At 63.9% G+C, this 19,693-nt stretch carries 19 protein-coding genes; 6 read left to right on the forward strand and 13 right to left on the reverse strand.

Translation table 11 applies throughout. From position 1 onward, the window contains the following. Positions 1 to 202, reverse strand: a 202-nt coding sequence (locus CLG85_RS15365) for an RrF2 family transcriptional regulator (RefSeq protein WP_260349525.1), incomplete at its 3' end; no start/stop codon positions are given. Positions 203 to 329: 127 nt separating this feature from the next. Here CLG85_RS15365 and CLG85_RS15370 point away from each other — a divergent pair. Next, entirely contained in the window at positions 330 to 800 is a 471-nt protein-coding gene (locus CLG85_RS15370; RefSeq protein ID WP_260349527.1) for an Lrp/AsnC family transcriptional regulator, read from the forward strand. Positions 801 to 837: 37 nt separating this feature from the next. On the opposite strand, the gene CLG85_RS15375 is transcribed toward CLG85_RS15370, so the two are convergent. Continuing rightward, the gene (locus CLG85_RS15375; RefSeq protein ID WP_095880658.1) at positions 838 to 1,035 is read right to left on the reverse strand and encodes a hypothetical protein; all 198 of its coding nucleotides are present in this window, start codon (positions 1,033 to 1,035) and stop codon (positions 838 to 840) included. A 75-nt stretch (positions 1,036 to 1,110) separates the two neighbouring features. Between CLG85_RS15375 and CLG85_RS15380 the strand changes: the two genes are divergently transcribed. Both CLG85_RS15380 and CLG85_RS15385 read left to right on the forward strand, forming a co-directional pair. After that, the gene (locus CLG85_RS15380) at positions 1,111 to 1,557 is read left to right on the forward strand and encodes an RpiB/LacA/LacB family sugar-phosphate isomerase (RefSeq protein WP_217989679.1); all 447 of its coding nucleotides are present in this window, start codon (positions 1,111 to 1,113) and stop codon (positions 1,555 to 1,557) included. Positions 1,558 to 2,887: 1,330 nt separating this feature from the next. Beyond that, positions 2,888 to 3,583, forward strand: coding sequence for a hypothetical protein (locus CLG85_RS15385; RefSeq protein WP_235865287.1), 696 nt, complete (start codon positions 2,888 to 2,890; stop codon positions 3,581 to 3,583). Positions 3,584 to 3,613: 30 nt separating this feature from the next. On the opposite strand, the gene CLG85_RS15390 is transcribed toward CLG85_RS15385, so the two are convergent. The 10 genes from CLG85_RS15390 to CLG85_RS15435 form a co-directional block, all read right to left on the reverse strand. Further along, complete coding sequence (locus CLG85_RS15390; protein WP_235865286.1) at positions 3,614 to 3,904, reverse strand: hypothetical protein; 291 nt, start codon at positions 3,902 to 3,904, stop codon at positions 3,614 to 3,616. A 426-nt stretch (positions 3,905 to 4,330) separates the two neighbouring features. Then, positions 4,331 to 5,377 carry a glycoside hydrolase family 3 N-terminal domain-containing protein gene (locus tag CLG85_RS15395; RefSeq protein ID WP_260349529.1) on the reverse strand — a complete coding sequence of 349 codons (1,047 nt, stop codon included), beginning with the start codon at positions 5,375 to 5,377 and terminating at the stop codon, positions 4,331 to 4,333. Next, complete coding sequence (locus CLG85_RS15400; protein WP_095880653.1) at positions 5,374 to 6,321, reverse strand: alpha/beta hydrolase family protein; 948 nt, start codon at positions 6,319 to 6,321, stop codon at positions 5,374 to 5,376. Before CLG85_RS15400 ends, CLG85_RS15395 begins: the two co-directional genes overlap by 4 nt. Further along, positions 6,284 to 7,822, reverse strand: a complete 1,539-nt coding sequence (locus CLG85_RS15405; protein ID WP_095880652.1) for a GMC oxidoreductase — start codon at positions 7,820 to 7,822, stop codon at positions 6,284 to 6,286. The genes CLG85_RS15400 and CLG85_RS15405 overlap by 38 nt, the downstream gene beginning before the upstream one ends. 6 nt (positions 7,823 to 7,828) lie before the next feature. Continuing rightward, positions 7,829 to 8,917 carry an ABC transporter ATP-binding protein gene (locus tag CLG85_RS15410; RefSeq protein WP_095880651.1) on the reverse strand — a complete coding sequence of 363 codons (1,089 nt, stop codon included), beginning with the start codon at positions 8,915 to 8,917 and terminating at the stop codon, positions 7,829 to 7,831. 4 nt (positions 8,918 to 8,921) lie between these two features. Continuing rightward, on the reverse strand, positions 8,922 to 9,761 hold the full coding sequence (locus CLG85_RS15415; RefSeq protein WP_375796929.1) for a carbohydrate ABC transporter permease: 840 nt from the start codon (positions 9,759 to 9,761) through the stop codon (positions 8,922 to 8,924). A 22-nt stretch (positions 9,762 to 9,783) separates the two neighbouring features. Continuing rightward, positions 9,784 to 10,722, reverse strand: coding sequence for a carbohydrate ABC transporter permease (locus tag CLG85_RS15420; protein ID WP_095880649.1), 939 nt, complete (start codon positions 10,720 to 10,722; stop codon positions 9,784 to 9,786). Between the two features lie 68 nt (positions 10,723 to 10,790). Continuing rightward, entirely contained in the window at positions 10,791 to 12,041 is a 1,251-nt protein-coding gene (locus CLG85_RS15425) for an ABC transporter substrate-binding protein (protein WP_095880648.1), read from the reverse strand. An 82-nt stretch (positions 12,042 to 12,123) separates the two neighbouring features. After that, on the reverse strand, positions 12,124 to 13,443 hold the full coding sequence (hisD, locus tag CLG85_RS15430) for a histidinol dehydrogenase (RefSeq protein ID WP_095880695.1): 1,320 nt from the start codon (positions 13,441 to 13,443) through the stop codon (positions 12,124 to 12,126). Between the two features lie 199 nt (positions 13,444 to 13,642). Then, positions 13,643 to 15,445, reverse strand: coding sequence for a thiamine pyrophosphate-binding protein (locus CLG85_RS15435; RefSeq protein WP_095880647.1), 1,803 nt, complete (start codon positions 15,443 to 15,445; stop codon positions 13,643 to 13,645). 217 nt (positions 15,446 to 15,662) lie between these two features. Here CLG85_RS15435 and CLG85_RS15440 point away from each other — a divergent pair, with 217 nt between their 5' ends. The 3 genes from CLG85_RS15440 (at position 15,663) to CLG85_RS15450 (ending at position 18,616) form a co-directional block, all read left to right on the forward strand. After that, entirely contained in the window at positions 15,663 to 16,445 is a 783-nt protein-coding gene (locus CLG85_RS15440) for a helix-turn-helix domain-containing protein (RefSeq protein WP_235865285.1), read from the forward strand. A 102-nt stretch (positions 16,446 to 16,547) separates the two neighbouring features. Then, entirely contained in the window at positions 16,548 to 17,243 is a 696-nt protein-coding gene (locus CLG85_RS15445; protein WP_095880645.1) for a hypothetical protein, read from the forward strand. A gap of 2 nt (positions 17,244 to 17,245) precedes the next feature. After that, positions 17,246 to 18,616, forward strand: coding sequence for an aspartate ammonia-lyase (locus tag CLG85_RS15450; protein ID WP_095880644.1), 1,371 nt, complete (start codon positions 17,246 to 17,248; stop codon positions 18,614 to 18,616). 49 nt (positions 18,617 to 18,665) lie between these two features. On the opposite strand, the gene CLG85_RS15455 is transcribed toward CLG85_RS15450, so the two are convergent. Beyond that, a complete protein-coding gene (locus tag CLG85_RS15455) occupies positions 18,666 to 19,538 on the reverse strand; it encodes a sugar phosphate isomerase/epimerase family protein (RefSeq protein ID WP_260349533.1) in 873 nt (290 codons plus the stop codon). Positions 19,539 to 19,693 lie beyond the last annotated feature (155 nt).

Genomic DNA, 19,693 nt, shown 5'->3' on the forward strand with positions numbered 1-19,693 from the left:
GGATCAGGAAATAGCCCCCCGCTCGACCGCGTTTCGCCCCCAGATAGCCCGACTTCCGCAGGTCGAGCAGGATGTGCTCGAGAAAGCGCTTCGGCGCACCCGACCGTTGCGCGACCTCTTCGATGGTCAGCGCCGTGCCATGCTCCACCGCGCCGAGCGCCATGAGCGATTTGAGGGCATATTTGGTCTTCTGGGTGATCATGTCGGCAGTAAATCACCAATTTCGCGGCAGGAGAAGTCGTCTTTCTCTTAATCACGACAATAGCAGTAGACTTATTGTAAATTAGCGACATGCTGGGGTCATGACCCGAGTCGCAGGAGGCGCCCGGATGGATCTCGACCGCATAGACCGCAAGATCGTTGCTACGCTGATGGCCGACGCGACCGTGCCGCTCGCGCGGCTGGCCGACATGGTGGGCCTGTCGCAGACGCCGTGCTGGAAGCGCCTGCGCAAGCTGCAGGAGGCCGGGGTGATCCGCGGCCGCGTGGCGCTGGTGGATCCCGAAAAGCTGGGGCTTGGCCTGACCGTCTTTGCCGGGGTGTCCGCCCCCGAGCAGGGCGCGGACTGGCAGCGCCGGTTCGAGGAGGTGGTGGGCGACCTGCCCGAGGTCATGGAGGCCTACCAGCTTGCCGGGAGCCACGACTACGTGCTGCGCATCGTGGTGCGCGACATGGCCGATTTCGAGCGCATCCGGCGGCAGATCACCGAGGCGATCCCGGTCCGGGATCTCTCGGCCAACTTCGCGCTGAAGCGGCTGAAGTCGCAGACGGTGCTGCCGATCGACACCGTGTCCGCCTGACGATCCCGGACGCGCCGTCCCGGATTCTTAGCCCCAGTCAGGGCGCGGCGTGTCGCCGGGACATCTCCCAGGCGCCGCGCCAGTAATCGCTGAGCGCGCGCGACAGGTCGCGGCCGAAGTCGACGCGCGCGAAGGGGTGGCCGGCGAAGCCCGGATGGGCGCGTACGGTCTCGGGCAGGTCGGCCACCTGCCAGAGGCCGCGGGTCATCGCGAAGCTGCGGAAGAGCAGGTCCACGCCGTTTATCGCATGAAGTCCAGCGCCCGCTCCATGGACTGCCCCGCGCCGTCGAGCGCCTCCGAGAACTGTGTCTTGAAATCGATCAGAGCTTTGTCCGACAGCGCGGGTTCCAAAGGCCACCGCGTCGTCGAATACCTGAAGTGCCTCGGTCACGAGGTTATCGACGTCGGCTCCTACGACGAAGAACCCGTCGACTTTCCCGAGATCGCGCAGGCGGTGACCCGCGCGGTCAACGACGGTTCGGCCGAGCGCGGCCTGCTGGTCTGCGGCACCGGCGTCGGCGCCTCGATCGCCCCCAGCAAGGTCAAGGGCATCCGCGCCGCGGTCGGCCACGACGTGCATTCGGCGCATCAATGCGTCGAGCATGACGACGTCAACGTGCGCTGCATCGGGGCGCAGATCGTCGGGTCCTGGCTGGCGCTCGACCTCATCGACGCCTTCCAGAGCGCCGAGTTCTCGACCGACGAGGATTTCCGCCGCCGGGTCTCGATGCTGCACGACATGGACAACGCACGGTAAGAGCGCGGGCGGGTTGGCGGTGCACCCCTGCCAACGCTTTCCGAAGGCCGTACCGCCCGCGATCCCCTCCGTAGGCGCGCGGGGGGGGTCTGCCCTTTGTGCTGCCGTCCGGACCGATGTCAAATAGCGCGAGCAACCTTGCGGCCCTGTGCCAACTTGCGTGGCAGCGCGTGCGAGGCCCGGGGACACGTCATTGACGGACTTGCGGCATCTCCACGAATTAGCGATGGCAATGAGCAACGCACAGAATTTTTGCGATCTAGGGCGTTTGATTTCGCGGCGACGGGTCGAGGCCTCTCTTCCGTCATGATGGCTTGACCAGCTCGGCGACTATGCGAGCCCTAAGACCTCTGCGGGGCATCTCAGGGTCGTGATGAAGGCCTGCTAGAGTGCTGACAGGAGCAGCGCGATTATGGCAATTGCCAAGACGGGAAGCGCGAGGATAAGTGGCAGCGGGAACTGGTTGATTACTGGCGCCGGCTGGTAACAGTATCCACAGTCGGCAGCGCCGAGGCGAATTTTGTGGCCGCAGGATCGGCAGTGAAATAGCCGACGGCTCTGAGTACTCATTACTATTCCTCAATACGTAACGCGGAATATGGAAACGATAACGCTTCGCCACTGTACGCTAGGGTTCAACGCCAGAGCATGTAAATGAAAGCTCAGGTAACAATCAGTTGAGGCGGTGTGGTGGGGCCGCAACGGCGTAGTTGCATAGAACTACAAGATCTATCACGTGAACCCAGCATGACATCTGGGAACGATGAGCTGGCCTCCGAAGGCCTGCTACCAATCCACTAACTGGTCAAGCTACAATTAGGCGTCGGGTTGCCGCAGAGCTTGTTTCAGACGCAGGAAACGAGCTGAGCATCGGTTGAAAGATACTGGACTGATGCAGCGGAGCGGATCGACCAAGGCGAGTTCGATATGATTGCGGTCGGCTGCGCGCTGATCGCCGATCCGGATTGGCCCAAAAAGATCTTGGCAAGTGTAACGCCAAGGGCGTACGCACGGGCGCAGTTGTCAACTCTCACATGAATGGGAGCGTGGCCGCGGCGCTCTTGTGGCAAACTTGGCGTTGTGGAACCTTAAGGCTGGCCGACCTCGGGGGAGCGGCAGGGCACACTCATGCACGGTGGCACTCGACCCATGACGATTGTAAAATCGGCTGGGCTCTCTCGGAACCTGCTCTTCTGGTCTGGACAACCGAGGTCATTGGCCTAAGTGCGGAGAAATCCTACGAAAGATCGCCGCACCAATTCAAAGGGAGAGAGCGTTGACTCGACGGTTGGTGAACCTCGGGAGCGGATTCTGGAATATCCGTTGCACCATGAAGGTGGTCGGTGTCATCAACGTCGGGACGCACGTTTCGATCGTTCGGCTACAGAGCGGCCGTTTCGTATTCCTCGACAGCTACACACTGAATGGGGAAATCCGCGAGCTGGTCATGGATCTGACCAAGGATGGCAGTCTGGTGGACGCGGTCCTCAATCTTCACCCGTTCCACACGCTGCACTGCGCTGCCATGGCTCGGGATTTCCCAAAAGCGAAATTCTACGGCTCTGAGCGGCATCATCGTGTCTGCACCTCGGTGCCCTGGGAAGCTGAGCGCGTTGAAAGCGCAGCGGTGGCAGAGCGGTATTCTAGCGATCTCCAGTTTTCGCTGCCGTCGGGCATCCAGTATTTTTCTGAAAATGAGAAGGTGCATGCGGGCTCACTCCTGGCATTTCATCCGGCCAGCGGGTCTCTGCACGTCGATGACACGCTGAATGTTCTGCCTGTGCCAGGAGCTCTGCGGGGGTACGTGCCGCGGCTCGTCCTGCATCCCACGCTAGGGGCGGCGATGAATGCAGAGGACGGTGCTGAAGAGAAGTTCTGCCGCTGGCTAGAGGAAATTGGGGCGCGATGGTGCGGCACGAAGTCCGTCTGCGCCGCCCATAATGGGGTCGCACGTTTTGCTGAGGGCGATTTCGAGCAGGTCATGCGCGGACTCGCAGCACGAACCCGGAAAAGGACAGCTGCCTAGCCTTGCCCCAGGCCCGCGCTGCAGACCGCGTTAGACGCCCATGACCCGCAATTCCATGGCGGTCTCTGGGATGACGAAGGTGCCGTCCGCGTTCGCCTCGACCTTGCGCCCGTTACCCAGCACATAGCGTTGGTGGGTTCCATCAGATTGCCTGAACACGGTGACGGCGCGGCCGACCACGTCTTCGCATTCCATGATCTGAATGTTCATCCATTCGGCTGACATGTCTTCCTCCAGCGCAGTGATGCCGTCGCTCGATGTCTTGCCTGCAGCAGTGTTCTGCTTTCTTCCACCGTCGGCGATAGGGCCCAGTCTCGGCAAGGGGAGATTTCAACCTCAGGCAGATTGAGCTAGCTTCTGCCCGAGACTTGTCGTGTGAATAGGGGCCGAAAGTGGGGCGTGGCAAGTCATATGTTCGTCATTTGTTCTTGTTGCGCGTAAGGATAATTATGGTGAAAACCCAAGCCCCGGTGGATGACCATTCTATCTGCTGAACACCAAAATTCCTTCCAGTGTCTCCTGCAAGCACGGTGTCGGACCGTCCCGTCACCAGAAAATCAGGCGCGGCAGCTGGCCATGGGATCGTGATCGCGCCTGGGGCTGCTTTGGTGATGCCCCTTTGTAGCGGCCTACGCCCGCTCAAGTTAGCCTCCGATAATCACATGGACGATGCGCTGGCACCTTGAGTACCCGGGTCATTTTCACGAGCGCAGGCTCGGCAGGGTTTGCCGCAATCGTCGCCGGGCGTTAGCTTCCGTTGCTAGCTTTCTCCCGGGACCAGCTCTCGAACCGATGAGCGGCGGAGCGGATCCTGCGTGCGGATTCGCCAAGCTCCTCTTCCGACAGCATGCCTGAATCTACCGCAGCCATGATCGACCTCACGACATCACTGAGTTGAGAGCCCGTATCCGCAAGCAGCAGGTAGTCGCATCCGGCAGCAAGGGCCTGGACCGCGACATGGGGCACACTATCGCCTCGCAGCGTGGCAGCCGCGTCAAGATCGTCGGCCATGACGATGCCTTCAAAGCCGAAAGGCCCTTTCAGCCTCTCTATGATCGCCGGCGTGCGCAGGGCAGCCAGCCTGGGTTCCAAGGCCGTGACGGGCGCCGGGCCGACCATCATCATCGCCGTGCCGGCGGCGATCGCGGCGTGGAAGGGCGCGGCGCCCGCGGCGAGCACCTCCAGCGGGACGTCACAGACCGCCTGCGGATCGAGCGCCGGGTCTCCGGTGACCGAGGCAAAGCCCGGGAAGTGCTTCGAACAGGTCGCCACCCCGGCAGATTGCACGCCGGTCACATAGGCGCGGGCCAGCCGGGCCGCGCGGGCCGGCTCGAGCGACATCTTGCGCCCCTCGAGCCAGGGGTTGCTTCCCGGCAGGCTGTCGAGGACCGGCGCCAGGAACAGGTTGACGCCAAGCGCGCATGCCTCCTGTGCGACACGGGCACAGGCGGCCTCGACCTCGGCTTCGGACAAGTCCTCGCCGCTATGGATGTCGGGAAACGGCGACACCAGGTCATGCAGCCGGCAGATGCCACCCAGTTCCTGGTCGATCGCCGCCAGCAGCGTGCCGCTGCGCGCCCGGACGGCCTCGATGCCCTGGATGATGTCGTGGGCGGTCTCGCTGCTGCGGCGGACATCGGACATGCGCCGCGCGACGTATTCGGAGCGACTTTCGCCGAAGAGAGCCGAGACTCCCCCGCCATCCAGAAACCGCCGCATCTCGTCGCTGAGCGTCAGCCCGTCAAAGGCTGGCAGCAGGACCGCGCGGGCGTTTTCCTCGACCGACCAACTCATTCTGCGGCCCCGATTAGCCGGGTCGTGAACCAGTCGACGGTTGCGGGGGCCAGGTGTTCCTCCACCACGGATTTGGCCTCCTCCCAGTTCCAGCCGTGATCGCTGTCGATCGTGATCAATACCTCGGGGCCCTCATGGTAATTCAGCAGGACCTCGGCGGCCAGCGGCTGCGGCGTGACGATGGTTTCGCGCAGGCCCGCCATGATCGCCAGCGGCCCGGGATAGCCGGCAATGGCGGCGACCGGATCGACCGTTACCAATTCATGGAAAAAACGCGCGTTCAGCGTGGTTTCGCCTCCCCAGGACATGGGCGCGGTCACCGGCTGATCGGCCGGCGCGCGCAGCGCCGTCTCAACAGCATCCGAGCCGAGAATTCCCGCATAGGTGCGCAGGGGGTTGGTGACCGGCGCCCAAAGTGCGACGGCGCTGACCTCGGGGCGCAGGCCGGCCAGATGGGCCCCCACCAGCCCGCCCTGGCTATAGCCCAGAACGCCGATCCGGCTGCTGTCGACAGCGCCATGCGCCTGCAGGAAGTCGAAGGCGGCAACGGCATCGGCGATCTGTCCCGTGAAGGTTGTCTCGACCCAAGCGCCGGTGCTCTCGCCCGAGCCGGCGAAATCGATACGCAGCGAGGCGATGCCGGCCTCTGCCAGGGCGGCCGCCATGAGGGTATAGAGGCCCGTCCCATCCACGGGCGAGGGTGTTTCGTTGCGCTGCCCGGTAAAGCCGTGCAGCATCAGCACCACCGGCGGCATTTCCACATCGTCGGGCAGGTTCACCGTCGCCGCCAATTTCTGCCCGTGCGAGGCAATGGTCAGCGTGCTTTCCGCCGCCGGGGTGATTGTCGGCAGAAGCAGCGTCAGTCCCAGCGCGATGCCCGTGACCATACCCCGGCTCGCAGTAATGCTATTCATGTCTATCTTCCCATTGGCGAAGGTGATCATCGTTTGTTGTCAGAAACTTGCGAATACCTTCCGCCGCGCGTAGCGCCAGTGCGGCGACTGTCAGCGCAGGGTTCACCGCTGCCGAGGTCGGCAGCACCGAGGCATCCGTGATCCAGAGGTTGCCGATTTGATGGCTCCGCAGGTCCGGGGCGACGACCGACGTCGCTGCATCTTGTCCCAGGCGCGCCGTGCCACATTGATGCGATGTCGTCCTCACCCCGAACGTTCTTGTCAGCACGATCGGGAAGCCTGCGCGTTTCATCAGCTCGCGCGTACGCTGAATGAGGGCCCTGTGCGCGCGCATGTTGCTACGCTGCCAGTGGATGACGATACGGCCATCCCGGAACGTCACCCGGCTTTCGGGATCGGGCAGGTCCTCGCTTTGCAGGAACCAGCCAAACGCATAGGCCGCCAGCACCCGCGCCAGGGGCATCGGCAGCCAGCGCATGTTGGACTTCAACACCGCAGCGGTGACCCGCCCCAACCCCTGCACATTGCCGAGCGGCGCCCGGGTCTGCGGATCGGCATCGTAAAAATCATTCAGGCTGAGGGTCTTTTGATAGACCGACGTGTTCCGCAGCAAAGGGTTGATCGTCAGCATGGCCGAGCTGTTGTGGTTCATGAAATTCCGGCCAACCTGATCGGAGCCGTTTGCCAGCCCGGAGGGATGGGCGGCATTGGCCGACTTCAGCAGCAGGGCGGCGGACTGGACGGCCCCGGCGGCCAGTGCGAAGCCCCGCGCGCGGATCATGATGTCCCTGCCTTCCCCGCGGACCAAAGCGCCGATGATCCTCGCGCCCGACGGATCGGTGTCCAGCCGGATGACCTCGGCCCCGGTCAGCAGGCGCACGTTATCATGGGTCAGGGCCTCTGTCAGGGGCCCGGACTCGGCATCGATCTTGCCCATGCCGGTGTTCGGGAAGGCGTCCCAACCGGTCTGGCCTCCGGCCAGCCAGGCGCCGATGTCGATGGCCAGCGGCAGCGAGGCGGGGTGGGCTCCGGCGCACTTCAGACGGCGGCGCACCTCGGCAATGACGGGCTCGTCCGGAACAGCGGGCCAGCCATAAGGCTGGTTTCGCGGTGGGTCGGTTGGGTCTTCGCCCCCCTGCCCCCGCACCCGGAACATGGCCTCGGCGGCATCGTACCAGGGGCTGAGCTCCGCGTACGCCAAGGGCCAGCCGGGGGTGACTCCCTCAAAATGCCGGCGCGGCGCGAAGTCCGCTTCGCGAAAGCGGTACATGACCGCGCCGTAGAACTTGGAATTGCCCCCCACCGCATAGTGGTTGCCCGCAACGAAAGGAGTCCCGTCAGAACTCAGCCACTGCTCGGTCGGGGCGAAATGTCCACGGAGGAAAATCGCGCGATCGTCGCGGGCCTCCGGGCAAGGCCCTAGACGCTGGCCCTTCTCGAGAATGAGAATGCGAAGCCCGGACGGGGCAAGCGCCGCCGCGAGGGAAGCGCCGCCGATGCCCGAACCGATGATGACCAGATCGGCATCCATGGCGTGTCAGTCCAGCCGGGTTTCGGTTTCCGGGTCGAAGAGCACGATCTTCTCGGCCTTGACCCCGAAACGGGCCTTGGTCCCCACGGAAATCGCCAGAGGATCGAGCCGCGCCACCACGTCGGCGCCGCCGGCGGAGAAGACCACCAGGGTGTCCGGCCCGGTCGGCTCTACCATGTCCACGGTCAGCGGAACCGCGCCCGCGGTATCCATCGTGAAATGCTCGGGGCGGATGCCGACAAGCACCTCGCGGTCGCGGAAGCGGGCGGCGCTTTCGGGCGACAGCGGGACACCTGACACCAGCGCCTCGCCGTCGGAGGTCTCGAACGCCACCGTCACCGGGCCGTCGGAGGCCACCAGACGGCCGCGCAGGATGTTCATGGCCGGCGAGCCGACGAAGCGCGCTACATAGGTGTTGGCCGGGCGATCATAGACCTCCTGCGGGGTGCCGAAGTGCTGGACGATGCCGTCCTTCATCACCGCGACCTTGGTGGCCAGCGTCATCGCCTCGATCTGGTCGTGGGTCACGTATACGATCGTCGCCCCGAGCCGCTGGTGCAGGCGCTTGATCTCGGTGCGCATGTCGACCCGCAGCTTCGCATCGAGGTTGGACAGGGGCTCGTCGAACAGGAACAGCTCTGGGTGCCGCACGATGGCGCGGCCCATGGCCACGCGCTGACGCTGGCCGCCGGAGAGCTGGCTGGGCTTGCGGTCAAGCAGGCCGGTCATCTGCAGCATCTCCGCAGCCGCCTTGGTCGCCTTGGCCCGCTCCTCGGCCGAGATGCCGCGGATCTTCATGCCGAACTCGATGTTCTGGCGCACGGTCATGGTCGGGTAGAGCGCGTAGGACTGGAATACCATGGCGATGTCGCGGTCCTTGGGAGGCAGGTCGTTGACCACGCGGTTGCCGATCAGCACGTCGCCGCCGGTGATGTCCTCGAGGCCGGCGATGATGTTGAGCAGCGTGGACTTGCCGCAGCCGGACGGCCCCAGCAGAACGAGAAATTCGCCGTCCTCGATCGAGATGTTGACCTCTTTAAGCACCTCCATGGAGCCGTAGGACTTGCGGACGCGGTTGATGTCGAGAGTTGCCATGAGACTATCCTTTCACGGCGCCAGCGGTCAGCCCGCGGACGAAGTAGCGTCCGGCGGTGACGTAAACGAGAAGGGTTGGGATCGCCGCGATCATCGCCGAAGCCATATCGACGTTGTATTGCTTGCGGCCGGTGGTGACGTTGACGATGTTGTTCAGCGCCACGGTGATCGGGGAGTCGCTGCCAGAGGTGAAGGACACCCCGAACAGGAAGTCGTTCCAGACCTGGGTGAACTGCCAGATGCAGCTGACCACGATGATCGGCAACGCGGCGGGCAGCATGATCGAAAAGAAGATGCGGAAGAACCCGGCCCCGTCGATCTGCGCCGCCTTGGTCAGCTCGTCGGGGATGGTGATGAAGTAGTTGCGGAAGAACAGGCTGGTGAAGCAGATGCCATAGAGCGTGTGAACCAGGATCAGCCCGGGAATGGTGCCCGACAGGCCCAGCTTTCCAAGCACCTGCGCCATCGGCAGGATCACCGCCTGGTAGGGCAGGAAGCAGCCGAACAGCATCATGCCGAAGACAAGGTTCGCCCCCCTGAAGCGCCACTTCGTCAGCACGTAGCCGTTCAGCGCCCCGAGCCCGGTCGACAGCAGCACGGCCGGCACGACCATCAGGATCGAATTGATGAAGTAGGGCTTCAGCCCGGTGCATTCGGTGCCGATGCAGGCACCCGACCACGCCTTGGACCAGGCCTCGAAAGTGACGGTCTGCGGCAGCCCGATGAAAGAGCCGCCATAGATCTCGTCCAGTGGCTTCAGCGAGGTGGTGATCATTACCCAGAGCGGGGTCAGGTAATAGAGCGCCAGCAGTGCCAGCACGCCGTAAATGAAGGTTTGGCCCATGGCTCTCTGCCGGGCAAGCGACTTAGTGGCCATGGGAATCCTCGCGCAGTTCGGAATAGAGGTAGGGTACGATGATCGCCGCGACGGTCATCAGCATCATGATCGCGCTGGCCGCCCCGACGCCCATCTGGTTGCGCTGGAAGGTGTAGGCGAACATAAAGGTGGAGGGCATCTCGGTCGAGCCGCCGGGGCCGGTATTGGTCAGCGCGAGAACGAGATCGAAGCTCTTGATCGAGATGTAGGACAACAGAACGATCACGCTCAGGAACGCGGGGCGCAGCATCGGCACGATGATGCTGGCGTAGATGCGCGGCAGGGTGGCACCCTCGATCTGGGCCGCCTTGATGATCGAGCCGTCGATGCCGCGCAGGCCCGCGAGGAAGATCGCCATAGCAAAGCCGGTGGATTGCCAGACCGCCGCGATCACGATGCAGTAGATGGCGAAATCGGGCCGGGTGATCCAGTCGAAGGCAAAGCTTTCCCATCCCCAGGATTGCACCAGTTTCTCGATCCCCAGGTCCGGGTTCAGCATCCATTTCCACGCGGTGCCGGTCACGATGAACGACAGCGCCATGGGATAGAGGTAGATCGTGCGCAGCACACCTTCGGCGCGGATATTCTGATCCAGTAGGATCGCCATCAGCAGACCCAGCGCGATGGTGATCGCAAGGAATAGCGCGGTGAACAGGAAGAGATTGATGACGGCGGTATGCCAGCGCGGCGTGTTCCAGAGCCGGACATATTGCTCGAGGCCCACGAAATCGTAGCGCGGCAGCATCGAGGACGACGACATCGAGATCCACAACGTCCAGCCGATGAAGACGTAAACTCCGATCAGGACGGCCATGAAACTCGGGGCCAGAACGATGCGCGGTAGCCAGTGCGCAAGCCGCACCGAAAGTGACGCGGATGGTCGGCGCGGCGCGACACCCGCGCTTGCCGGCTTGGAAATGTCTGACATGACCTCTCCTTTCTTCAGGGACGTTGGAGGCCGGAGCGCGCCGGGGCGCCGCGCTCCGGCCTGAGGGATCACATCGCGTTGGCGATGCCGCTGGCCAGCATCTCGACCGCCTGCTGCGAGGTCATGTCGGTGACGAAGAACTGTCCGACGACATCGCCGAAGACGCCGGCGAATTGCGGCTGGCTGGCGAAGCCATGGGTCAGCGCCCCCAGCATCGCACCGCTTTCCACGGCCGCCGCGCGGTCCTCGAACCCCTTGATCGCGCAGGCGTCGAAGCCGTCGACGGACACGTCAGAGCGTGCCGGGATCGACCCTTTGATCATGTTGAACTCGCGTTGCACCTGCGGGTCCATGGTCGCCATCGCCAGCGCATCCTGTGCCGCGGTGGTTGCGGCATCGCTGGTTTTGAAGGCGCCGAAGCTGTCGATCAGGAACAGGAAGCTCGGTGTCTCGCTGGGGGTCGCAAAGCAGAGGAAGTCCTCGCCTTCGGTCAGCCCCTGGGCCAAGAATTCGCCCTTGGCCCAGTCGCCATGCACCTGCATCGCCGCCTCGCCCGAGGCGACCATGCCGGTTGCCACCGCCCAGTCCCGACCGACGAAGCCGTCATCGACCAGTCCGCGCACCTGGCGCAGGGTGTCGAAAACATCGATCATCTCTGGGCCGGACAGCGCCTCAGGGTCGAGCTCGACCACCGACCGTCGGTAGAAGTCTGGGCCGTGCAGGTCGGCGACCAGGGCGTCAAAGATCAGCTGGATCTGCCAGGCCTCGTCACCGGTGGCCAGCGGCACGATGCCCGCCTCCTTCAGCACCGGGCCCATCGCGATCAGCTCGTCCCAGGTTCCGGGCACCGTCAGACCGTGTTCGTCAAAGACCTTCTTGTTCGCCCAGACCCAGTTCTGGCGGTGCATGTTGATCGGCATCGCGAAGAAGGCGCCATCCTTGGTCACGAAATCGCGCACCTGCGGGGCGATGGCGTCAAACCAGCCCTCGGCAGTCGCCACGTCGGCAAAGTCGCGCACGACGCCCTCAGCAAACCAGTTCTGGCCCTCGTAGCCGAGGAACTGCATCGCGCCTGGCGGATTGCCAGAGGCCAGCCGGGTGCGCAGAGCCTGCGTGGCGTTGGCGCCGGACATGCCGCCCACGGCGCTGTCTTCCCAGCCGAATCCCTCGGCAGCCAGCTTTTCCCGCACGACGTTCAGCGCGGCCACTTCACTTTCGGACACCCAGTGGTGCAGCACCTCGATGGTGCCCTTGTCCTGGGCCATCGCCGGCACCGGCAGCGCCAGCACGCTGGCAAACAGAGCAGATTTGAGTTTCATGTGATGTTCCCTGTCGTTTGATCTTGGTTTTCGGATGTGGCCCGGTTGGGGTTGCGTCGGGCCACGGCACGCAGGACCGGGTTCAATCCGCCAAGGCGGCCGCCCCGTATTCAAGGTTGCGGCGGCCGTAGCGGCGCACGCGGACGTTGGCCTGCTCGGCATGGCCGACGAAGCCCTCGAGGTGGCACAGGCGCGAGCCGTAGGCGCCGATCAACGCACTGGCCTCATCGGTAAGCACGCGCTGATAGGTGCAGGTCTTCAGGAACTTGCCGACCCACAGCCCGCCGGTGTAGCGCGCTGCGCGCATGGTCGGCAGCGTGTGGTTGGTGCCGATCACCTTGTCGCCGAAGGCCACGTTGGTGCGCGGGCCAAGGAACAGCGCGCCGTAGTTGCGCATGTTCTCTAGGAACCAGTCGTCGCGGTCCGTCATGATCTGAACGTGCTCGCTGGCGATCTCGTCCGCCTTTGCCAGCATCTCGTCGTAGCTGTCGCAGACGATGACCTCGCCATGGGTCTCCCAACTGGCGCGGGCGGTTTCCGCCGTTGGCAGCCGCTCCAGCAGGCGCTCAATCTCTGCAATCGTCTGACGTGCCAACGTCTCCGAGTTGGTCAGCAAAACGCAGGGGCTGTTGTAACCATGCTCCGCCTGCCCAAGTAGGTCGGTTGCGCACAGCTCGGCGTCGGCGGCGGTCTCGTCGGCGACTACCAGCGTCTCGGTCGGCCCGGCAAACAAATCGATGCCGATGCGCCCGTAGAGTTGACGCTTGGCTTCCGCGACAAAGGCGTTTCCGGGGCCGACGATCATGTCGACGGGGGCAATTGTTTCGGTTCCAAGCGCCATGGCCCCGATCGCCTGGATGCCGCCCAGGACGTGGATCTCATGCGCGCCGCCAAGCTTCATGGCCGCGATGACAGCGGCATTGGGCTCGCCTTTGAACGGCGGGGTGCAGGCGACGATGCGCGGCACCCCGGCGACCTTTGCCGTGGCCACCGACATATGTGCGCTGGCGACCATTGGGAAGCGGCCGCCCGGGACGTAGCAGCCGACCGATTGCACGGGGATGTTGCGATGGCCCAGCACGACGCCCGGCAAGGTTTCCACCTCGATATCGGTCATCGAGGCCCGCTGCGCGCGGGCGAAATTGGTGACCTGATCATGGGCAAACCGGATGTCGGCCATGTCGCGGTCGGACACGCGCTGGGTGATCGCCTCAATCTCGCTGTCGCTCAGCCGGAACGAGGCCGGCGCATAGCCGTCGAACTTCTCGCTCAGCGCGCGGACGGCGGCGTCCCCGCCGGTCTGGATCTCTGCGAGGGTGGTTTCCACGACCGCGCGGGTGCGGGCATCGGCATCCGCCACGGCCTCTGCCGACTGGCCCCGCTTGAGGTACTGGATTGCCATGGTGTTCATCTCCTGTGAGGTCGCGTGGTGCCGATCGGGGGCGTGTCCGCCGGAGGCATCGGCGCAAAAGTCAGGCTGCAGCCGAAGGTGATACGGCCGTGCAGGGCGGGGCGTGATCTCACGCCTCTGGGGTTCGGGGTTTCGGGGCCCCTGCCGCTAGGGGAGGGTCAGTAGCGGCAGGGGTCAGGCCGACGCGCGATCAGAGATGCTGCTCGAGCGCGGCCATGGCGGCGTAATCCGCCTGTTCCTTTTCGTAGTAGGCGGGCGACGGGAAATCCCACCAGCCGGTCGCGAAGGGGCCGGCCGCATCGCGCGACACGATCACCTCGACCAGCGCCGGACCGCCGCAGGTCAGCGCGGCCTCGAGGCTGCTTTCCAAGTCTTCGTCCTTTTCGACCTTCCAGGCCTGCAGTCCGAAGGCCCGGGCGCTGGCCGCGATGTCCGCCGAATAGGGCTCGCCGTTTCCGGAATGATGGTTGAACTCGGAGGCCACATGCCGGCCCATGAACTTGCGCTGGCCGCCGCGGATCGACATGTAGCCCTGGTTGTTCAGCACCAGGAACACCACGTTGATGCCGTTCATCACCGCCGTGCCCATTTCCGGCAGCGACATCATGAAATCCCCGTCACCGACGATGGCCACGACCTGCTTTTCCGGTTTGGCGAGCTTCGCACCCATGGCCGCGGGCACGGCCCAGCCCATCGGTGAATAGGAGCCAGACGTCAGGTGCGTGCGGGGCTCGTAGACTGGGAAGCTCTGCTTGACCGAACCTTGCGTGTTGCCCGACCCCACCACCACGATCCCGTCGCGATCAAGAACCTTGCGCAGTGCCATCAGCGGGCGTTGCGAGGTGAAGGGCGTCTCGCGGCTGGTCTCGCGCGGCTCCACCTGGGCCCGCCACTTGGCCTTGGCCTCGGCCACGTCGGTGTGGAAGCCCTGCCGCGCCTCGAGCATCGCCGCCGAATCCGCGTCGCTGATGAGCTCCAGCATTGCCTGTAGCGCAATCTTCGCGTCCGACACGATGCCCACCTCGGTCGGGTAGGTCTTGCCGATTTCGCGCGGGTCGAGGTCGATGTGGATCAGCTTTCCGGGCGGGAAGGAGAAGGACACGCCCTTGGCATAGGAAGAAGCCGACCAGTCGGTAAAGCGGCAACCGACAGAGATTACCACATCGGCAGAGGCGGTGATGGCGTTGCCGCAGGTAGTGCCGGTCTGGCCCACAGCGCCGATGAAGCCGTCGTGGTCCTCGGGGATCGCGCCCTTGCCGTTCCAAGTGATCGACACTGCAGCACCCAGTCGCTCGGCCAGCTTGACCAACTCGGCCGAGGCATTTGCTGTGATCGCTCCGCCGCCCGCCACGATGACGGGGCGCTCCGCCATCTTCAGCAGATCCACCGCTGCACGGATGGCCCGCGGATCGGGATGGGCGAGCCCGATGGGCAGACGCTTGTCCAGCGGGTGGATGGTGACATCCGCCTCCTCGACCTGAACGTCCATCGGCACTTCGACATGCACCGGGCCGGGGCGGCCGGTCATCATCTCGTTGAAGGCGCGATGCATGATCGACGGCAGCACCTTGACCGAATTGGCCTGCCAGGCGCGCTTGGTCACCTGTTCGGTGATCCGGCCAAAGGCGTTGTCCTGCTGGCGCTCGAGCTCCTGCATGGTGCCGTGGCCCTGCATGTAGGTCTGCGGCGAGCCGGACACGTAGAATACCGAGGTGGAATCCACATAGGCGGTCGCCAGGCCGATCACGGTATTGGCCGCGCCCGGCCCCACCGAGGTCGAGCAGGCCATCGGTTTGCCGCTGGCGCGGAAGTAGCCGTCCGCCATGTGTACGGCGCTTTGCTCGTGCATCACCTGGATGAAGGGAATGTTGCTTTCCTCTTGCAGGAACGCATCGAAAAGCGCCCAGATCCCGTGACCCGGCACACCGGCGACATACTCTACCCCATAGTCCTTGAGCGCCCTTGCGACGACTTCTCCACCGGTCAACTTCATGATTTTTTCCCTGTATCGATTGCGCTTGGCCGGGATCGGCGCGGCAGTTCCGACCAATCCGACATTGCCGGGAAAGGTCACAAAACAGCGCTTGCAAAACAATTTCGCATGGGTCAAAAATCTGACGCAAACTGACGCACTGCCTTGCGCCAGAGAAAGAAGCTTCGTGACACAGCCTGATCAAACAGACCCACGACTCGTCGCATTTTCAGAGAATTTGCGGCAGCTCTGCGAGCAGCAGGGGTCGATTTCGCAGATCTGCCGCAAGATCGGAATCAACCGCCAGCAGTTCAACAAGTACCTCGCGGGCAAGCACCTGCCCTCTACTGCCAACATCCGCGCGATCTCGAACCACTTCGGCCTCGCGCCCGAGGTCATGTTCGAGGCACCCGAGGATTTCCGGGCCCTGATCGACGGCGATTTCCTCGAGACATTCAACCGGCTGCGCCGCATGCCCGAGGTCGGCACCTTCCTGTCGACCGCCATGGCGGTGCCCGACACGCTGCGTGACCAGATCGTGGGTGTCTATGACCGCTACCATTTCTCGTCGATCTATCCGCGCCGCATCCTGCGGGCCAGCATGTGCATCTACCCCGGCGCCGACGTTCTGCAGCACGTCTATGTCGAGAGGTTCCCCAACCCCGACGATCGCAGCCGGACGGCCTATCGGTTCAAGTACCACGGCTTCGTCTTTCCGATCCAAGGGCGGATCTTCACCATGGATTTCGAAACCAACCAACGCAACGAGATGACCTTCGGCATCTATTCGCAGATCCAGCGGAACACCAAATCCCTCATGCTCGGGATCACCTCGGGGATCGCCGCGAACATGTACCGCCAGCCCTTTTCCACGCGGCAGGCGTTGCATTACCGCAGACCTGGACTGCTCAAGCGAAGTGACCTCAGCCGGACTTCGGCATTGGACTTCAACGACCCCAGCATTCCCGCGGAAGTGCGCGACTACCTTGGCACCGAGCCCGACATGATCATGCCGGTCTGACGCGATTTGCGTCAGTCTGCGTCAGAATTCGTCACGGCGCGAAATGGTCTAGACGCCTCTGCGCGTGTTGATTTGGGTGCAAATCACCAGCGGAGATCCCCAATGCCCAACCTTTCGCGCCAGTTGGCCTTTGCCGACGACTTCATCCACGCCGAGCTCGTCGAAGATGCGCGCGACCTTGTCGTGCAGGATGCCATTGCCATCAACCTGTCACCGCGCCCGATGGTGACCGGATCGGATCACCCCGCCATCGTACCGGCTTGGAAATCGACCTGGCTGCGCGGCGGCACGATCAGGGCGGCCGAGCGCGTCGCGCTCATCAAGGTCCGGCGCAAGACCAACCTCGGCGGTGCCGGTCTGCGCGGCTGGGACTGGCTGGGCAACCGCATCCGCAGCTTTCCGCGCGACACCCCGCTCTATATCTCGCCTTTCGATCATGTCGGCGAGGTCGTCACCGACCCTTTCGTCTTCACCAATGAGCGCGCCGCACCGCAAGTCGAACAGGCGTTCGATCTGCGGCTGAATCTCTGGTGGTCGCCCGGCGACACGGATTGCTTCATCCACACCGAACACCCGTTCCTGGAAATCCACACGCAGATCCACGGCACCGGCCGGATGCAGAAGTTCCACGAGAACGACGAGGCCACCGTCTACGAGGACATCCCCATGAGCCCTGGTGCCACCCATGATCCCTTCTGCCGGGTCACGGGGGACAACCAGTGGACCTACCCCTGGCATCGCTACTACGCAGACAGCGACTGTGTCTGGCTGGCGATCGAACTTCACCCCAAGGGCTGAGCATGGGCGACAGTGTCAGCACCGCGCCCCGGACCCGGCGCGAGCAGGACAGCCTGGGGCCGATGGAGGTTCCGGTGAATGCGCTCTACGGCGCGCAGACCGCGCGCGCCGTAGAGAATTTCCCGATCTCCGGCATCACCCTCGAGCAGTTCCCGCCGCTCATCCGGGCTCTGGCGCAGGTCAAGCAGGCCGCCGCCCGTGCAAATGCCGCGCTGGGTCGCATGACGCAGGCCAAGGCGGATGTCATATCGAAGGTCTGCGATGAGATCATCGCAGGCCATCACCACCGGCATTTTCCGGTCGACGTGCTGCAGGGAGGTGCCGGAACCTCGAGCAACATGAACGTGAACGAGGTCATCGCCAATCGCGGGCTGGAATTGATGGGGCTGCCCTGCGGCTCCTACGAGCATCTGCACCCGAATGACGATGTGAACCGCGCGCAGTCGACGAATGATGTCTACCCGACCGCGGTCCGCATCGCCCTGATGACGGCTGTTCCACTCTTGATGTCCGCGCTTGAAGACCTGGCCGACGCTTATGACCGCAAGGGCGACGCCTTCGAGGGCATCCGCAAACTCGGCAGGACCGAATTGCAGGACGCGGTTCCGATGACCCTTGGGGCCGAGATGCGCGCCTACGGCCACACGCTCCGCGAAGACGTGGCACGGTTGCAGGCGGCGATCGGGCTGCTGTCCGAGGTCAACCTTGGCGGCACGGCGATCGGAACCCGGGTTGCCGCAACGCCCGAATTCCAGAGCCTTGCCCTGGCCGAGCTGCGGCGGATCACCGGGCTGGCGCTGACGCCTTCCAGTGACCTGATCGAGGCGAGCTGGGACGTCGGGGTCTTTGTCCACCTCTCCGGCAACTTCAAACGCCTGGCGACCAAGCTTTCGAAGATGGCAAGCGACCTGCGGCTGCTTTCCTCCGGGCCGCGCGGCGGCCTGGGCGAAATATCTCTGCCCCCAATGCAGCCCGGATCGTCGCTGATGCCGGGCAAGGCAAACCCGGTGATCCCCGAGATGGTCAACCAGGTGGCGTTTCAGGTCATCGGCATCGACGTCAGCATCACCTGCGCCGCAGAGGGCGGGCAGCTGCAGCTCAACCCGTTCGAGCCATTGATCGCCTATGGGCTGCTGCATGCCGTGCAACTGCTGCGCAATGCGGTAGAGACCCTGCGCCTGCGCTGCGTCGAGGGGATCGAGGCGCGGCCCGCCCGGTGCGCCGCGCATCTGTCGGCCAGCACCGCCAATTTCGCGGCGCTGGTTCCCGAAATCGGGTATGACAATGCCTCGGCACTCGCCCGCGATATGATGGAGAGCGGCGAAGACTGGGACGCCTTCGCCAAGCGGCGCGGTCTGCCCACCCGCGGTTGAGCGGCATCCCGCAGCGTGCCGGCGGCGGCTGCGGGACACCCTTGCGAGGTTACAGGATGGTCCGCGCCATCAGGTCGTGCAACTCGCGGGCCACGGCAAAGCTGTTGTCCTGATGCTGGCGGCGGCAGAACAGCTCGCAGCTCCACCAGCCTTGGTAACCGGTCGCCTTGACTGCATCGGTCCATTCGCGCAGGTCCAGCACCCCCTGCCCTGTGGCCACGTCGCGCAGCACGGCCTCATTCGGCAAACCGCCCTGATGGGCGCGGGAGTCGCAGAAGTGGACGCCGTAGATAAGCTCGCTGTCCAGCCGCGACACTTCGTCGGGCGTGTTGCCGGAGGCGTAACAATGCCAGAAGTCGACAACCATCCGCAGGTTGTCGCGACCGGCGCGGCGCAGAAGCTCGACTTGATCGGCCAGAGTGTTGAACGGTAGCCAGGCCAATGCCTCGAGGTAGACGATCAGCCCCTGCCCCGCCGCCAGATCAGCTAGCGCCGCCAAATTGTCGACTAGGACGCGCCGCTGTTCGTCTCGCGGCAGACCAAGGACGCCGCGATAGCCGGGCCACGCCGCGCCCTGGCTTGATGCCTGCGCGGCGCGAAGGTCGACTGGCCCGGTGATGACCTGAACGCCTTTAGCCCCGGCGATCTCGGCCAAGGCAAAAAGGTTCTCGGCATCACGCATGAGCGCGGCGCGGTCGGTACCGTGGCGCTCTATGTCCATAAGGAAGCCGATTCCGGGAACCTCCACCTCCGCGAACCTCGAGGCCAGATCCGCCTCGGAGAAACCGGCCTCGAGCATCGCGCGCATCTTGGCCGCCGAGACCTCTAACCCGGAAAAGCCGGTTCGCTGCATGATCTCGAGGTCCATTGCCAAGGTTGCCTCTTTAGAAGCCAGCCCGTGATAGATCAGTGTCTGCACCACCAGTTCCTCCGCTGTGATGGCGCCAGACGTAGCCGAACAAGCAGACGTCGCGCAAGAAATAATCTCATTTATGTATTTATTTTCATATACTTATTCGCATCTTTGCGCATAAGGTGCGTCACTTTGCGAGGGTTTTTGATCTCCTGCGAAATTGT

The organism is Alloyangia mangrovi (genome assembly GCF_002300555.2).
In the GTDB taxonomy this organism is placed as follows: domain Bacteria; phylum Pseudomonadota; class Alphaproteobacteria; order Rhodobacterales; family Rhodobacteraceae; genus Salipiger; species Salipiger mangrovi.

Bases quoted from the DNA above. Each gene is read 5' to 3' on its own strand.
- CLG85_RS15370 (WP_260349527.1), top strand. From the start codon at position 330: ATGGATCTCGACCGCATAGACCGCAAGATCGTTGCTACGCTGATGGCC.
- CLG85_RS15385 (WP_235865287.1), top strand. From the start codon at position 2,888: ATGAAGGTGGTCGGTGTCATCAACGTCGGGACGCACGTTTCGATCGTT.
- CLG85_RS15395 (WP_260349529.1), bottom strand. From the start codon at position 5,377: ATGAGTTGGTCGGTCGAGGAAAACGCCCGCGCGGTCCTGCTGCCAGCC.
- CLG85_RS15400 (WP_095880653.1), bottom strand. From the start codon at position 6,321: ATGATCACCTTCGCCAATGGGAAGATAGACATGAATAGCATTACTGCG.
- CLG85_RS15405 (WP_095880652.1), bottom strand. From the start codon at position 7,822: ATGGATGCCGATCTGGTCATCATCGGTTCGGGCATCGGCGGCGCTTCC.
- CLG85_RS15410 (WP_095880651.1), bottom strand. From the start codon at position 8,917: ATGGCAACTCTCGACATCAACCGCGTCCGCAAGTCCTACGGCTCCATG.
- CLG85_RS15415 (WP_375796929.1), bottom strand. From the start codon at position 9,761: ATGGGCCAAACCTTCATTTACGGCGTGCTGGCACTGCTGGCGCTCTAT.
- CLG85_RS15420 (WP_095880649.1), bottom strand. From the start codon at position 10,722: ATGTCAGACATTTCCAAGCCGGCAAGCGCGGGTGTCGCGCCGCGCCGA.
- CLG85_RS15425 (WP_095880648.1), bottom strand. From the start codon at position 12,041: ATGAAACTCAAATCTGCTCTGTTTGCCAGCGTGCTGGCGCTGCCGGTG.
- hisD (WP_095880695.1), bottom strand. From the start codon at position 13,443: ATGGCAATCCAGTACCTCAAGCGGGGCCAGTCGGCAGAGGCCGTGGCG.
- CLG85_RS15435 (WP_095880647.1), bottom strand. From the start codon at position 15,445: ATGAAGTTGACCGGTGGAGAAGTCGTCGCAAGGGCGCTCAAGGACTAT.
- CLG85_RS15445 (WP_095880645.1), top strand. From the start codon at position 16,548: ATGCCCAACCTTTCGCGCCAGTTGGCCTTTGCCGACGACTTCATCCAC.
- CLG85_RS15450 (WP_095880644.1), top strand. From the start codon at position 17,246: ATGGGCGACAGTGTCAGCACCGCGCCCCGGACCCGGCGCGAGCAGGAC.